The following is a 15,545-nucleotide window of genomic DNA, read 5'->3' on the forward strand; positions in this document are numbered from 1 at the left end:
CTCCCGATGGCGGTTCCCTGCCGCCGAATACGACCAGTAGGCACCGGCAGGACGGATTTGTCAACGCCGGGTTTTGCCCGGACACTGCACGCCCGGACACTGCACCGTCCCGACGCTCACGGCACTGCCAGGCGCGTCACAGGAAGCATCCAGATCTCGGCCGGCGTTAGATGACGTCGACGCCGTCGCAGCGCACCTGCACCGGGGAGCCGATGCGGCGGGCGGCGTTGGCTGCCTTAAGAGACCGCATGGCACCGGTGACCGCGGCGGCCATGGAATAAGGGAAAAAGAGCAGGGTGCGGTAGTCGGGGGCGTCGTCCGGATCTGAGCCGGGACCGGACGCATACGATCCGGCCAGGGGTGCCGGGCCGATGATGCGCACGGATTCGGCAAGTTTCAAGGCGGCGGTGAAGGCCGCGACGTCAGCCTCCGCCCCAGTCAGCGAGGCCACCCGGACAGCCGGAGGAAGGCCAAGTTCGTGGCGCAGCCCGAATTCACGTTCCGCATAGCCGGCGGGGTCCCAACGGACCAGGGCCTGCACCTCCACGGAGTCGTCCGCCGTGACCACCACCACCCCGCCCTCCTTTGCCGGGCGGACGAGGGCTGCCGCGTTCATCCAGCGGCGCAGCGTGTCCTCGCCTGAGCGCAGTGACTCGCGCCGCAGCAGGGAGTCCCCGTCCAGCAGCAGGGCGGCCGCGTAGCCGCGCGGCGCCACAGGTTCGGCACCCACCGTGGCCACCACAATGGCCGGCCGGTCCGGGACCACGGCCTTGACGTGGTCCCCTGCCGAGGAAATCACGGTAACGGACGGGAACGCCCGGCCCAGTTCCTCGGCCGTCCGCGATGCCCCGACCGCCAGCGCCCGCAGCGATCTGTTCCCGCAGCTGGGACAGCTGAACTGCGTCTCTGCACGACCGCACCACCGGCACGTGACCAGCACCTCGGCGGAGCCGTCGGCACGGGCCTGCATGAGCGGGCCCGCGCAGTCGGTGCACCGGGCCACTTCGCGGCACCGCTGGCAGGCCAGCGCCGGTGCGTATCCGGTGCGCGCCACCTGGACCAGGACCGGCCCGGACGGCAGTGCCGCCCGGGCACTCTCCCAAGCCCGGTGCGGAAGCCGCGCCAATGACGCCAGCGGGTCTCGTTCCTGCTCATAGCTGTCTGCCGTGCTGATCACCCGAGCCGTGGCTGTGCGTGCCACGGGCCGCCCGGCCGCGAGGGACTGCGCCCACCCGGTGGCCACAAGCCGCTGCGATTCAATGCTGCGGCTGTGCCCGGCCATGAGGACTGCCGTGTCCTCCACCTCGGAACGCAGCAAAAGCACGTCCCGGCTGTGCTGGTAAGGCGCGCGCCGTTCAATGTGGAGCTCGTCGCCGTCGTCCCAACAGCACACCAGGCCCAGGTCATGCACGGGGGCGTAGGCGGCCGACCGGGTGCCGATCACTATCTTCACCTCGCCACGCAGGACGCGCAGGAAGTTGTCGTAGCGCAATGTGGGCCCGTCGTCGGCGGTCAACTTCACGAAGCTCCCCGCGGGCAGGACGTCGGAAAAGGCGTGGTCCAACAGGTCAAGGTCGCGCAGGTCCGGCACCACCACGATGGCCCCGCGGCCGGAAAGCCGGCAATTCGCCACCGCCTGGGCAAGCTGGTGGTGCCAGGACCACGGCCCATACCCGGACAGTGATTGAAGCACGCCCTTGGGCGAGGCGCCCATGGCCAGTTGCGTGAGGAACTCCTCGGCGTGGGTGTAGCCGGTGAACAGCGAATGGCCCGGATGGGCGGGCGGAACGGGGTCCAGCACAACATGCCCCCCGGGAACCTCGGCGCCCGTGTCGGAACTGGCGGCAGCGGCCTGGTGTGCCATGACCTTTTGCAGGTAGCCCTTGTCCAGGCTTGCGACGCGTGGCGGCACGGCAACGCGCAGCACGTCGGCCACGGTGCCGCTGTACCGGGCTGCCACCCTGTGGGCCAGTTGAAGGACCTGCGGCGCCAGCACCGGCACGGCCGAATACACACGGCCCAGCGGTACAAGCCGTTCGCTCGCCGACTCCGCAACACGCGCCACCAAAAAGCCGTTGAGGTCCTGTCCTGAAAACTTGACCCGCACCCGCACGCCGGGCTGCGCGTCCGCGTCAAGTGCCTTGGGCACAGAGTAGTCAAAGATCCTGTCGAGGTGGGGCAGCGGGGAATCGATCGCCACTTGCGCCACGGGCAGCAAGGGCGCAAGTTCCACTCCGCTGTGGGGGTCCGCCTTGCGTTCGCGGCCCACGAAGCCGCTCAGCAGGGACAGTTGGACGCCACCCTGATCAGGGGATGGTTCCGGGTGCTGTTCCATGGCGGCCTCCTTCCCTGCGGTGCGGCCCTAATGGCGGTGCGGTCCCGGGGCAAGTCCAGGTCCAAGTGCGTGCCGTTTGCCGGCCCTTTAACCAGCTAAGCACAGGCCACCGACATGCGGGCGGTTCCTGTGCATGGCTGTGGACAACAAGGCGCCTATGCGTTGAAGAATGCCTTGAGTGCGTCCACCCGATCGAGGTTTTCCCAGGTGAAATCCGGGTCGTCGCGGCCAAAGTGGCCGTGCGCGGCCGTCTTGGCGTAGATGGGCCGCTTGAGGTCCAGCTCGCGGATGATGGGGCTGGGCCGCAGGTCAAAGACGGCCTCGATGGCCTGTTCAATGCGGCGGGGGTCGACCGTCTCAGTGCCGAAAGTCTCCACGTAGATTCCCACGGGGCGGGCAACGCCGATGGCATAGCCCACCTGGACCTCGGCGCGGGAGGCGAGCCCTGCGGCCACCACGTTCTTGGCCACCCACCGCATCGCATAGGCTGCCGAACGGTCCACCTTTGACGGGTCCTTGCCGGAGAACGCGCCGCCGCCGTGGCGGGCCATGCCGCCGTAGGTGTCCACGATGATCTTGCGGCCGGTCAGGCCGGCATCGCCCACGGGGCCGCCCACCACAAAGGGTCCGGCCGGGTTCAGGTGCGTCTTCACGCCGGAGATATCCAGTCCGGAGGCATCCATGACGGGCGAAATGACATATTCCGCCAGGTCTGCCCGCAGACGGTCCAGGCTGGTGCCCTCCGCGTGCTGGCTGGAGATGACGACGGTGTCCACGGAGACGGGCACGTCGCCGTCGTAGCCGATGGTGACCTGGGTCTTGCCGTCGGGGCGCAGGTAGTCCAGCAGTCCGGACTTGCGCACGACCGTCAGGCGCTCGGACAGGCGGTGTGCCAGGTAGATCGGCGTGGGCATGTAGGAGGCGGTCTCGTTGCTGGCGTAGCCGAACATGATGCCCTGGTCGCCGGCGCCCTGCGAGTCGTCGTCGTCGACGGCCGTGCCTTCGCGCACCTCGAGGGAGTTGAACACGCCGTCAAAGATGTCCTGCGACTGCTGGCCGATGGACACCGACACGCCGCAGCGGGCGCCATCGAAGCCGTTGGCGGAGGAGTCGTAGCCAATGTCCAGGATGGTGTTGCGGACAATCTGCGGGATTTCCACGTAGGCATCGGTAGTCACCTCGCCGGCGACGTGGACCAGGCCTGTGGTGGCCATGGTTTCCACGGCCACGCGGGAGTCGGGGTCCTCGGCCAGCAGCGCGTCAAGGATGGCGTCGCTGATCTGGTCGCAGATCTTGTCCGGGTGCCCGGCCGTCACTGATTCGGAGGTAAAAAGGCGCAAGGGGTTCACTGTTGTCACTGTTCCACTCTACTTCGTTCTGGATCGCGCTCCATTGGCTGGAGGGATGGATGGTCACAAGGCTCAACAGTCACGCGCTCAGCTTGTGCCAAGCCGTTCCGCAATGACCCGCACGACGGCGTCTGCCACCTGGCGCTTGGACCCGGCGGCCTGCACGGGGCTGGCCCCGTCGAGGGCCAGGATCTCCACCTGGTTTCCGTCCTGGCCGAACACCTTCTCGGCACCCGACTCCCCCGGTCCAACCTCGTTGACCACCAGCAGGTCGCAGCCCTTGCGCACCAGCTTGGCCTGGGCGTAGCTGTGGGCGTCATGGTCGGCGTCGCCCGTCTCGGCGGCAAAGCCGACAATGAGCTGCGATTGGTTCTGGGCGGCGCGGTGTGCGACGACCTCGACCAGGATGTCCGGGTTGCGGACCAGCTTGATGACGGGGTCCGCGACGTTGTCGCGCTTCTTGATCTTGCCCGTGGAGATGGTGGAGGGGCGGAAGTCGGCGACGGCCGCGGCCATGATGACAACGTCGGCGCCGGCGGCGGCGGACAAGGTGGCCGCCCGCAGTTCAAGGGCCGTGTCCACGCTGTGCAGTTTGGCGTTCAGCGGCGGCGCAATGTCCATGTGGGCGTGGATGAAGATGACTTCCGCGCCGGCGGCCATGGCGGATTCTGCCAGGGCAACACCCTGCTTGCCGGAGGACTTGTTGCCCAGGAACCTGACCGGGTCCAACGGTTCCCGCGTGCCGCCGGCCGTGACGACCACGCGTTTGCCCTGCAGGGGCCGTGCCCCGCCAAAGGGGTCGCCGTCCAGTGGGTCGCTGCCCAGCGAGTCGCTGCCCAGGGGACCGCCGCCCGAGCCATTGCGGGGACCGCTTGAGGCCGCGCCGGGCCCTGTGGGGGCGTCCGCGGTGGCGGCCGATGCAGTGGGGCCATCCGCAGTGGCGGAGGATGCGGCGGCCGGGGACCCGGCGTCGTGCGTGGCGGGAAGGGTGTTGGGAACCGTGCTGCCGGCGCCGTCGACCAGGGCCATGGCCGCGGCGAAGATCTCCGTGGGTTCGGGCAGGCGCCCGGGCCCGGTGTCGGGGCCGGTGAGCCTCCCTGTGGCGGGGTCCAGCACATGGACGCCGCGGGAGCGCAGTGTGGCCACATTGGCCACCGTGGCGGCGTGCGCCCACATTTCGGTGTGCATGGCCGGGGCGAACAGGACGGGGCCACGGGCCATAAGCAATGTGGTGGTCAGGAGGTCGCCGGCAAGGCCGGCAGCCGCCTTGGCCAGGACGTCCGCGGTGGCGGGGGCCACCACGATGAGGTCGGCCTCGTGACCGATCCGCACGTGGTTGACCGATTCCACGGCGTCAAAGACGTTGTTGGTGGCGGGCCGGCCGCTGAGGGCCTCCCAGGTGGCAATTCCCACAAATTTCGTGGAGGCCTCCGTAGGGATGACCGTGACCTTGTGGCCGGCCTCGGTGAAGAGGCGCAGCAGCAAGGCGGACTTGTAGGCGGCGATGCCGCCGCCCACCCCCAGAACAATGTTCAGCACGGCCAAGGAACGCAATCCGACCTTAGGCGGTTTCGATCGGCGTGGAAACCAGCAGGCCCTCGTCGATTTCACGGAAGGCGATGGAGAGCGACTTCTCGTTCAGCTTGGTGTCCACCAGCGGACCGACGTACTCGAACAGGCCCTCGTGGAGCTGTGCGTAGTAGGCGTTGATCTGGCGGGCGCGCTTGGCACCAAAGATGACCAGTCCGTACTTCGAATCGGCGGCTTCAAGCAGCGAGTCGATGGACGGGTTGATGATGCCTTCGGGTTGTGTAGTCAATTACTTCTCCAAGTTTTCAAAGGGGGTGGCACCGGGCTGGTCCACGTGGTTGGGCGTTAGCCCCATCAAGGTGACAAGCTCGGCTGCGGCACGGCTGACATCATCGTTGACGATGGTGTAGTCAAACTCCGGTTGGGCAGCAAGTTCCAGTTTAGCGGTTTCCAGCCGCCGGTGCTGCTCCTGCGCCGATTCGGTCCCGCGGCCCACCAGGCGGCGGACCAATTCGTGCCAGCTCGGCGGGGAAAGGAACACAAAATCTGCCTCCGGCATGGCGGCCTTGACCTGGCGGGCGCCCTGTAAGTCAATTTCCAGCAACACCGATCGGCCGGCCGCGACGGCCGCCTCAACGGTGCTGCGCAGCGTCCCGTACCGGTTTTGGCCATGGACCACGGCCCATTCAAGCAGGTCGCCGTGGCTGATGAGCCCGTCGAACTCTTCCGGGGACTTGAAAAAGTAGTGCACGCCCTCGACCTCGCCGGGGCGCGCCTGGCGGGTGGTGGCTGAAACGGACAGCCACACCTGCGGGTAGTTGTCCCGGATGAAGGTTGAAACGGTGCCCTTGCCCACGGCGGTGGGGCCGGCCAGCACCGTGACGCCGCTGCGTGGTTTGCCGCGTACCGTGTATTCGCCCGGCACCGCGACGCCGGCGTCGGAACCGCTCACAGTTCCTGGCCCAGATAGTCCACAAGCATGCGGCGCTGGTGAATGCCCAGTCCCCGCACCCGGCGGGTTGGGGCTATCCCCAGCTCGCTCATAATCACTGTTGCACGTACCTTTCCAATGCCCGGGAGGGCTTCCAACAAGTCTGTCACCTTGAGCCTGCCCAGGGCCGGTTCGCCCGATGCGGCGTTGATCACGGCCGCCACCGTCACGGAGCCCGATTTCAGCCCGTGCTTGATGTCCGAGCGGATGGTGCGGGCCACCGCCGCCTTCTTCAGTGCTGCTGCTCGTTCCTGGTCTGACAGTGGCGGCAAACTCACAAAAGGCTCCTAGCAATGGCAGCGGTGCGGACAGGTCCACTGAAACAGGGTGTGAGATGAACCTATCCGCACCGGGGCGCCAAAATCAATCCACAGCCGCTACAGTCCCTGCAGCGTCTCCGCGGTTGCCTGGCGCAGAGCGGCCACGTCCGGGCCGGCCCGCAGGATGCCTCGGCTGGAGGTGGCCAGGACGGCAGGATAGGCCGCGCCGAACGTTGTGCGGATGTCCGCGGGCGTGGCGCCCTGGGCGCCGAGCCCGGGAGCCAGGATGGGCCCGTGCACGGCGGCCAGGTCAAGGCCCAGCTCCGCCAGCGCCGTGCCGACCGTGGCGCCGACCACCAGTCCCACCGAGCCGAGGGCCGCGTCTGCATAGCGCTGGTTTTCGGCGGCGGCCGCCAGGGCGATGCGCCGGGCCACGGAATCGGCGCCGCCCACGTGTTGGACGGAGGCGCCCTCGGGGTTGGACGTCAGGGCCAGGACAAAGACACCGCGGCCGGTGTCCGCCGCCGCGTCCAGCGCCGGGCGCAGGGATTCAAAGCCCAGGTAGGGGCTGAGCGTCACCGAATCGGCCGCCAGGGCCGAACCGTCCCGCAGCCAGGCGTCCGCATAACCGGCCATGGTGGAACCAATGTCCCCGCGCTTGGCATCGGCAATGGTCAGCACGCCGGCCCGGGCGGCCGCGCCGAGGAGTTCCTCAAGCGCGGCGATCCCGGCGGAGCCGTGGCGTTCATAGAGCGCCACCTGCGGTTTGATGGCCGCGGCCAGCGGGCCGACGGCTTCCAACACGGTCTGTGAGAAGGTCCGCAGTCCCGCGGCCGAATCGTCCAGCCCCCATGCGGCCAGCAGCCCGGGGTGCGGGTCAATGCCGACACACAAGGGGCCCCTGGCGAGCATCGCGGCCGCCAGGCGGGCCCCGAACGGGCTAGGCATTTTGCCCTGCCTGGCTGTTCTGTGCCGCTTGCCCGGCCGTTAGCACCTTCGCGTGCTCCTGCAGGCTTGTCACGTCCCATTCGTAGCTGCGCAGCGCCTCCATGGCCTGGACGGCCACGTTGAACTCGGCCACCGTGGTGATGCAGGGCTTGCCGATGGACACGGCGGCGGCACGGATCTCGTAGCCGTCGCCGCGGGCCTGGCCGCCGGAAGGGGTGTTGAAGATCATGTCGATCTCGCCGTTATTGATCAGGTCGACGATGGTGCCCTCGCCGTCGGTGGAGCTGCCTTCGGCAATCTTGCGGACCGTGGTGGCGTGGATGCCGTTGCGGCGGAGCACATCGGCGGTGCCGCCCGTGGAGACAATCTCGTAACCCAGGTCCGAAAGGCGCTTGACGGCCATGATGATCGAGCGCTTGTCCCGGTTCGCCACCGAGACAAACACCTTGCCGGAGACGGGCAGGGCGCCGTTGGCGGCGGCCTGGCTCTTGGCGAAAGCCGTGTCAAAGTGCTTGTCGATCCCCATGACCTCGCCGGTGGAGCGCATTTCCGGGCCCAGCAGGGAATCCACCACGTGACCCTCAGGGGTGCGGAAGCGGTTGAACGGCATAACGGCTTCCTTCACGGCCACCGGGGCGCTGTCCGGCAGCGTGCCGCCGTCGCCCTTTTCCGGCAGGATGTGGTGGACGCTGCGCAGGTGGGCGATGGACACGCCCACGCCGATCAGTGCCGCGGCCTTGGCCATCTGGACACCGGTGGCCTTGGAGACAAACGGCACGGTGCGCGAGGCACGCGGGTTCGCTTCCAGCACGTAGAGGATGTCCGCGGCCAGCGCGAACTGGATGTTGATCAAACCACGCACGCCCACGCCCTCGGCGATGGCGCGGGTGGCCGCCCGGACACGTTCCTGGACATCCTTGCCCAGCGTGATGGGGGGCAGCACGCAGGCGGAGTCACCGGAGTGGATGCCGGCTTCTTCGATGTGCTCCATGATGCCGCCGAGGTACATGTCCGTGCCGTCGAACAACGCGTCAACGTCGATCTCGATGGCGTCTTCAAGGAAGCGGTCGATCAGGACCGGGTGCGCCTCGGTGATTTCGGTGGCGTTCTTGATGTAGCGGGAGAGGTTAGCCTCATCGTAGACAATCTCCATGCCGCGGCCACCCAAAACGTAGGACGGACGGACCAGCACGGGGTAGCCGATCTCGTCGGCGATCTTCTTGGCGTCGTTGAAGGACACGGCCGTGCCGTTCTTGGGCGCTATCAGACCGGCTGCGTCCAGGACGCGCGAGAACATGCCGCGGTGCTCGGCCAGGTCGATGGCTTCCGGGGAGGTGCCAAGGATCGGGACACCGGCGTCGGCCAGTTCCTGGGCCAGCTTCAGCGGGGTCTGCCCGCCCAACTGGACGAAGACGCCCATGACGCCGCCGGTGCGCTCCTCGGCCGCGATGACCTCCAGCACGTCCTCAAGCGTCAGCGGCTCAAAGTACAGGCGGGTGGAGACGTCGTAGTCGGTGGAGACGGTTTCCGGGTTGCAGTTGACCATGACGGTCTCGTAGCCGGCCTTGCGCAGCGCCATCGAGGCGTGCACGCAGGAGTAGTCGAACTCGATGCCCTGGCCGATGCGGTTGGGGCCGGAGCCCAGGATGATGACGGACGGCTTGGCGTGCAGGCCAATCTCGTCCTCCTCGTCGTAGGAGGAGTAGTGGTACGGGGTGTAGGCGTTGAATTCAGCCGCGCACGTGTCAACCGTCTTGTAGACCGGGCGGATGTTAAGCGCCTGGCGGACGCCGCGTACCACTGCCTCGGAGTTGTGCGTCAGGGACCCGATCTGGGCGTCGGAGAAGCCGTGGCGCTTGGCCAGCTTGAGCATTTCCGGCGTCAGGGCGGTGGACGCACGGATCGTTGCCGAAACCTCGTTCAGCAGCACCAGCTGGTCCAGGTACCAGGGATCGATCCCCGTCGCGGCGTACAGCTCCTCGATGGTGCCCCCGCCGAGCAGGGCGCGCTGGACCTGGGCGAGACGGTCCGTGGTGGGACGCTTGGCGGCCTCGATCAGATCCGGGACGTCCAGGGCGTTGACGGAGGAGAAGTCCAGGCTGGCGCCCTTTTGCTCCAACGACCGCAAGGCCTTTTGCAGGGCCTCGGTGAAGTTACGGCCAATGGCCATGGCTTCGCCAACACTCTTCATGGTGGTGGTCAGCGTGGGGTCCGCTGCCGGGAACTTCTCAAACGCAAAGCGGGGCACCTTGACAACAACGTAGTCCAGGGCCGGTTCAAAGGACGCCGGGGTCTTCTGGGTGATGTCGTTCGGGATCTCGTCCAGCGTGTAGCCCAGGGAGAGCTTCGTGGCGATCTTGGCGATGGCGAAGCCGGTGGCCTTCGAGGCCAGTGCCGAGGAGCGGGAGACACGAGGGTTCATCTCAATGACGACGACGCGGCCCGTGTCAGGCTCGATCGCGAACTGGATGTTGCAACCACCGGTGTCGACACCCACTTCCCGGATGACGGCGATGGAGATGTCACGCAGGTTCTGGTATTCCCGGTCGGTCAGGGTCATGGCCGGGGCCACCGTGATGGAATCGCCGGTGTGAACGCCCACCGGGTCAAAGTTTTCGATGGAGCACACAACAACGACGTTGTCGTTCTTGTCCCGCATCATCTCCAGCTCGTATTCCTTCCAGCCCAGGATGCTCTCTTCGAGCAACACTTCGGTCGTGGGGCTGTACTGCAGGCCCTGGCCCACGATGCGTTCCAGGTCCTTTGGGCTGTAGGCCAGTCCGGAGCCCAGCCCGCCCATGGTGAAGGAGGGGCGCACGACCATGGGGTAGCCCAGGTCCCCGGCCGCGACAAACGCCTCGTCCATGGTGTGGATGATGTGGCTGCGGGCCGATTCGGCGCCACAGCGCGCCACGACGCCCTTGAACTTCTCGCGGTCCTCGCCAAGCTCGATGGCTGCGATGTTGGCGCCGATCAGCTCCACGTTGTACTTGGCCAGCACGCCGTTCTTGTCCAAGGCGATGGCCGTGTTCAGGGCGGTCTGTCCACCCAGGGTGGGCAGGAGGGCGTCGGGGCGCTCCTTGGCGATGATCTTCTCAACGACTTCGGGGGTGATTGGTTCCACGTAGGTGGCGTCGGCAAACTCCGGGTCCGTCATGATGGTCGCCGGGTTGGAGTTGACGAGGATGACCCGCAGGCCCTCCTCCTTCAACACGCGCAGCGCCTGGGTGCCGGAGTAGTCAAACTCGGCGGCCTGGCCGATGACGATCGGGCCCGAACCAATGACCAGGACTGACTTAAGGTCTTCTCTCTTGGGCATTACTTGTTTTCCTCGGTCTCGGTCTGGGCAGCCTTGGTGCTGGCCATCAGGTCAATGAAGCGGTCGAAGAGATAGGCGGAGTCATGCGGGCCCGCCGCGGCTTCGGGGTGGTACTGGACGGAAAAGGCGGGGATGTCCAGGCAGGACAGGCCCTCGACGACGTCGTCGTTAAGGGAGATGTGGCTGACCTCGACGCGGCCAAAACGCTCCTCGGGAGCGGTGACCGGACCATCCTTGGGCGCATCGACGGCAAAGCCGTGGTTTTGGCTGGTGACCTCCACCTTCCCGGTCGCCCGGTCCATGACGGGCTGGTTGATGCCGCGGTGGCCGTAGCGCAGCTTGTACGTGCCGAAGCCGAGCGCGCGGCCCAGGATCTGGTTGCCGAAGCAGATGCCAAAGAACGGTGTGCCGGAGTCAAGGACCGCGCGCAGCATGGCGACCTGGGTGTCGGCGGTGGCGGGGTCGCCGGGGCCGTTGGAGAGGAACACGCCGTCGGGGTTCACGGCGGCAATGTCCTCGAACGTCGACGAGGCAGGCAGCACGTGAACGCGCACTCCCCGCTCGGCGAAACGCTGCGGCGTCATGGCCTTGATGCCGAGGTCGACCGCGGCGATGCTGAACTTCGGCTCGCCCTCCCAGCCGTGGTCGGCAGGTTCGACGGCGTAGGCCTCCTGCACGCTGACCTCCTCGGCGAGCTGTGCCCCCTCCATGGACGGCTGGGCCAGGACCGCGGCGAGGAGTTCGGACTCGGGGCGGACGGCGTCGGCGCCGGAGAAGATGCCGGCCTTCATGGCACCGCGCTCACGCAGGTGGCGGGTGATGGCGCGGGTGTCAACGCCCTGGATGCCCACAATCCCCTGGGTGGAAAGTTCGTTGTCGAGCGTCCCTTCGGAACGCCAGTTGGACGGACGGCGGGCGGCGTCGCGCACCACGTAGCCGGCGGCCCAGATCCTGGTGGATTCGTTGTCGGCGTCGTTCACGCCGGTGTTGCCTATGTGCGGCGCCGTCTGGACGATCAGCTGCCGGGCGTAGGAGGGGTCGGTCAGCGTCTCCTGGTAGCCGGTCATGCCGGTGGTGAACACCGCCTCGCCAAGCGCCGTCCCCTGGGCCCCGTAGCTGGCGCCGTGGAAGGCCCGGCCGTCTTCCAGGAGCAGCAGTGCCGCCGTTGTGGCCTGTGCAGGCATGCTTGCTTCACTCATTCTCATCGTTCTTTCTGCTTATGTCTGCGTCAGGTAGTTCTGTCTGTGCCGTTTCCGTGTGGGGCGCCGTATCCGCCTCTGCCGTTTCCGGGGACGGTGCCCCGGCGGGGACCAGCGCCTGAAGGGCCTGGAGCAGCGGCTTCTTGGCCGTGGCCTCGGTGGTCCTGAATCCGGTGTCCACGAGCCTCTCCCCCAGCCGCCAGGTGATGACCACCAGGCCGTCCCTTTCCACAAACTTGCCGGCCATTCCGGCCTGGGTGGTGATCTCCTCCAGCGCAGCCGTGGCGATGAAGATGTCCGGTGCCCCCCTGCGGAGGAGCAGCACGCCGGCATCGCGGACTTCCAATGTGGCATTCGTGCGGATGCCCAGCCCGTGGACGGCGATCCGGTCCAGCCAGTCGCCCGCCGACGTGGTGGTGACGTACTGTCCGCCCACGCTCAAGGCGGAGGGACCGACGTCGTTCGGGACCCCCGGCAGCTCCGCCACGTCCGCCTGCCGCCTGAGCCTGTTCCGCCAGCCCCACCACATCAGGGCGAAGATGGCCAGCAGGATCAGGAACGTGATGATGACCGGTACGGTGCGCGCGCCCATTAGATGGCTCCGTGGACGTAGGGGCTGTTCAGCTTGCCGCCCAGCACCGTGGGGTGGCCGTGGAAGAACGTGGCCACCACCCGACCGGGCAGCTCCATGCCGGCAAACGGGGAGTTGCGGCCCTTGGTGGCCATGGCCGACGGGTCCACGTTCCAGCGGGCCGCGGGGTCCACGAGCACAATGTTGGCCGGCTCACCCACCTCCAGCGGGCGGCCTTGGCCGCTCAGCCGGCCGATGGCCGCCGGGGCGGTGGACGTGACGCGGGCAAAGTCCGCCCACGTCATAAGTCCGGACTCGATCATGGTCTCCTGGACCACGGAAAGCGCCGTTTCCAGCCCGGTCATGCCCATGGCCGCGGACGCCCACTCGCATTCCTTGGCTTCTCTGGGGTGCGGGGCGTGGTCGGTGCCGACAATGTCGATGGTGCCGTCGGCCAGGGCCGCGCGCAGGGCGTGCACGTCGGCGTCTGCACGGAGCGGGGGGTTCACCTTGTAGACGGGGTTCCAGCTGCGGACCAGTTCCTCGGTGAGCAGCAGGTGGTGGGGGGTGACCTCGGCCGTGACGTTGATGCCGCGTTCCTTGGCCCAGCGGATGATTTCCACTGAGCCGGCCGTGGAGACGTGGCAGACGTGGAGGCGGGATCCCACGTGCTGGGCGAGCAGGACGTCGCGGGCAATGATGGATTCCTCGGCCACGGCCGGCCAGCCGGCCAGGCCAAGCACGGCCGAAACCCTGCCCTCGTTCATTTGGGCGCCCGCGGTCAGGCGGGGCTCCTGCGCGTGCTGGGCGATCACGCCGTCGAACGCCTTGACGTATTCCAGCGCCCGGCGCATCATAACGGGGTCGCTGACGCAGATGCCGTCGTCGGAAAAGACGCGGACGCGGGCGCGGGAATCGGCCATGGCGCCCAGCTCGGCCAGCTGCTCCCCGGCGAGGCCGACGGTCACGGCGCCCACGGGGCGCACGTCCACCCAGCCGGATTCGCGGCCCAGCTGGTAGACCTGCTCGACGACGCCGGCCGTGTCCGCCACGGGCGAGCTGTTGGCCATGGCGTGCACGGCCGTGAAGCCGCCCAGTGCCGCGGCCCGGGTGCCGGTCTCCACCGTCTCGGCGTCTTCCCGGCCGGGTTCGCGCAGGTGCGTGTGCAGGTCCACCATGCCGGGCAGTGCCACCAGGCCCGCGGCGTCGATGACCGTGGCCCCTTCCGCGGACTCCCCCAGGTTCTCCCCCACGGCGGCGATGACGCCGTCGCGGACCAGCACGTCCGCCGTCGTCGTGCCCAACAGGGACGCAGAGCGGATGAGGTAGCTTGCGTGGTTCATGAATGGTCCTTTGCGGCAGGCGGTGCGGATGTCGGGGCGTGGGCGGCCGGCATGCCCCCGGAAAGCAGCAGGTACAACGCGGCCATGCGCACCGAGACGCCGTTGCGGACCTGGTCCAGCACCGTGGAGCGGGGCGAATCCGCGGCGGCCGAGGAAATCTCCAGGCCCCGGTTCATGGGTCCGGGGTGCATGATGATGGTCTCCGCCAGCTTCAGCGCGTCCAGGCGGGCGAGCCGGGCGTCGTCGAAGCCCCAGCGGCGGGCGTATTCACGCGTGGAGGGGAAGAAGGACGCCTTCATTCGCTCGGCCTGGACACGCAGCATCATGATGGCGTCGGCGCCGGCCTCGAGCGCGGCGTCGAGGTCATAGCTGACCCCGCATGGCCAATGTTCGACGCCGACCGGCAACAGGGTGGGCGGGGCAACCAGGGTGACGCGCGCCCCCAGTGTGCGCAGCAGCCACACATTCGAGCGGGCCACCCGTGAGTGCAGCACGTCGCCAACAATGAGCACGCGCATGCCGGAGAGGTCACCGCCCACCGACGGTACGCCGGACAGCCTTGACCAGTGGGCGCGCATGGTGAACGCGTCCAGCAGCGCCTGCGTGGGATGTGCGTGGGTGCCGTCGCCGGCGTTGATGACGGCGGCGTCGATCCACCCCGAGGTGGCAAGCCGCGCGGGGGCCCCTGAAGCCCAGTGTCGGATGACGACGGCGTCGGCGCTCATGGCCTCCAGCGTCTGCGCCGTGTCCTTCAGCGACTCGCCCTTGGAGACCGAGGAGCCCTTTGCGCTGAAGTTGATGACGTCGGCGGAGAGGCGCTTGGCGGCTGCCTCAAAGGAGATCCGGGTGCGGGTGGAGTCCTCAAAGAACAGGTTTACCACGGTGCGGCCGCGCAGGGCCGGCAGCTTCTTGACCTCGCGCTCCCCCACTGCCGACATTTCCCGGGCGGTGTCCAGGATTGCGATGGCGTTGGCCCGGCTGAGGCTTTCGGTGTCCAGCAGGTGCCTCACTCGCCGGCCTCGATCACTACTTCGTCAAGGATGCCGGGGCCGTCAATTTCGCTGATGCGCACTCGAACCTTTTCGCTGGAGGAGGTGGGCAGGTTTTTGCCGACGTGATCGGCGCGGATGGGCAATTCGCGGTGGCCCCGGTCCACCAGAACGGCCAGGCGCACCGCCTGCGGGCGTCCCAGGTCGACGAGGGCATCCAGCGCGGCGCGGATGGTGCGTCCGGAATACAGGACGTCGTCAACAAGCACCACCACCTTGCCGTCGATCCCGGAGACGGGAAGTTCGGTGCGCTGGGGTGCCCTCGTGGGCTGGTGTGCCAGGTCGTCGCGGAACATGGTGACGTCCAGCTGGCCCACTATGGCAGCGGGGTCAATGCTGGGATCGGTGGCGGCCAGTTTGGCGGCCAGCCGTTGGGCGAGGGGGTAGCCCCGCCGGGGAATGCCAAGGAGGAGCAGGTTCGCCGAACCCTTGTTGGCTTCGAGAATTTCATGGGCGATACGAGTCAGGGCGCGGTCAATGTCCGCCGCGGAAAGTACCATGCGGGACGAGTTGGGCGCTGCTGCGTTGAATGGGCGTTCCCCGAATGGTGCAGAGGTGCTGGTCATTGTTCTCGCGTCCCCTTTCCCCGCCTCACTGGACGGAATTAAAAGGTTGATTACTGTTTTCAAAGCTACCACAGCGCCCGCTCCG

The 15,545-nt window shown here is 67.6% G+C and carries 13 protein-coding genes; all 13 read right to left on the reverse strand.

The annotated features are described in order from the left end of the window. Positions 1-166: 166 nt before the first annotated feature. Complete coding sequence (locus tag CVV68_RS09920) at positions 167-2,335, reverse strand: primosomal protein N' (RefSeq protein WP_110500852.1); 2,169 nt, start codon at positions 2,333-2,335, stop codon at positions 167-169. A 155-nt stretch (positions 2,336-2,490) separates the two neighbouring features. Further along, the gene (gene metK, locus CVV68_RS09925; protein ID WP_110500853.1) at positions 2,491-3,693 is read right to left on the reverse strand and encodes a methionine adenosyltransferase; all 1,203 of its coding nucleotides are present in this window, start codon (positions 3,691-3,693) and stop codon (positions 2,491-2,493) included. Positions 3,694-3,771: 78 nt separating this feature from the next. Beyond that, positions 3,772-5,220 (reverse strand): bifunctional phosphopantothenoylcysteine decarboxylase/phosphopantothenate synthase, encoded by a 1,449-nt coding sequence (locus tag CVV68_RS09930; RefSeq protein ID WP_110500958.1) that lies wholly within the window; start codon positions 5,218-5,220, stop codon positions 3,772-3,774. Positions 5,221-5,245: 25 nt separating this feature from the next. Further along, on the reverse strand, positions 5,246-5,503 hold the full coding sequence (gene rpoZ / locus CVV68_RS09935) for a DNA-directed RNA polymerase subunit omega (RefSeq protein WP_062006696.1): 258 nt from the start codon (positions 5,501-5,503) through the stop codon (positions 5,246-5,248). Next, on the reverse strand, positions 5,504-6,139 hold the full coding sequence (gene gmk, locus CVV68_RS09940) for a guanylate kinase (protein ID WP_110500959.1): 636 nt from the start codon (positions 6,137-6,139) through the stop codon (positions 5,504-5,506). Between the two features lie 23 nt (positions 6,140-6,162). Continuing rightward, complete coding sequence (gene mihF / locus CVV68_RS09945; RefSeq protein WP_110500854.1) at positions 6,163-6,483, reverse strand: integration host factor, actinobacterial type; 321 nt, start codon at positions 6,481-6,483, stop codon at positions 6,163-6,165. A 99-nt stretch (positions 6,484-6,582) separates the two neighbouring features. Further along, entirely contained in the window at positions 6,583-7,413 is an 831-nt protein-coding gene (gene pyrF, locus CVV68_RS09950) for an orotidine-5'-phosphate decarboxylase (RefSeq protein ID WP_110500855.1), read from the reverse strand. Then, positions 7,406-10,732 (reverse strand): carbamoyl-phosphate synthase large subunit, encoded by a 3,327-nt coding sequence (gene carB, locus CVV68_RS09955; protein ID WP_110500856.1) that lies wholly within the window; start codon positions 10,730-10,732, stop codon positions 7,406-7,408. The genes pyrF and carB overlap by 8 nt, the downstream gene beginning before the upstream one ends. Next, the gene (gene carA / locus CVV68_RS09960) at positions 10,732-11,931 is read right to left on the reverse strand and encodes a glutamine-hydrolyzing carbamoyl-phosphate synthase small subunit (protein WP_110500857.1); all 1,200 of its coding nucleotides are present in this window, start codon (positions 11,929-11,931) and stop codon (positions 10,732-10,734) included. The genes carB and carA overlap by 1 nt, the downstream gene beginning before the upstream one ends. Then, entirely contained in the window at positions 11,924-12,523 is a 600-nt protein-coding gene (locus CVV68_RS09965) for a PH-like domain-containing protein (protein WP_245933455.1), read from the reverse strand. The genes carA and CVV68_RS09965 overlap by 8 nt, the downstream gene beginning before the upstream one ends. Next, complete coding sequence (locus CVV68_RS09970; protein ID WP_110500858.1) at positions 12,523-13,845, reverse strand: dihydroorotase; 1,323 nt, start codon at positions 13,843-13,845, stop codon at positions 12,523-12,525. Before CVV68_RS09970 ends, CVV68_RS09965 begins: the two co-directional genes overlap by 1 nt. Continuing rightward, positions 13,842-14,855, reverse strand: coding sequence for an aspartate carbamoyltransferase catalytic subunit (locus CVV68_RS09975; RefSeq protein ID WP_110500859.1), 1,014 nt, complete (start codon positions 14,853-14,855; stop codon positions 13,842-13,844). Before CVV68_RS09975 ends, CVV68_RS09970 begins: the two co-directional genes overlap by 4 nt. Beyond that, a complete protein-coding gene (gene pyrR, locus CVV68_RS09980; protein ID WP_110500860.1) occupies positions 14,852-15,460 on the reverse strand; it encodes a bifunctional pyr operon transcriptional regulator/uracil phosphoribosyltransferase PyrR in 609 nt (202 codons plus the stop codon). The genes CVV68_RS09975 and pyrR overlap by 4 nt, the downstream gene beginning before the upstream one ends. Between the last annotated feature and the right edge of the window lie 85 nt (positions 15,461-15,545).

The organism is Arthrobacter livingstonensis, from assembly GCF_003219815.1.
GTDB lineage: Bacteria > Actinomycetota > Actinomycetes > Actinomycetales > Micrococcaceae > Specibacter > Specibacter livingstonensis.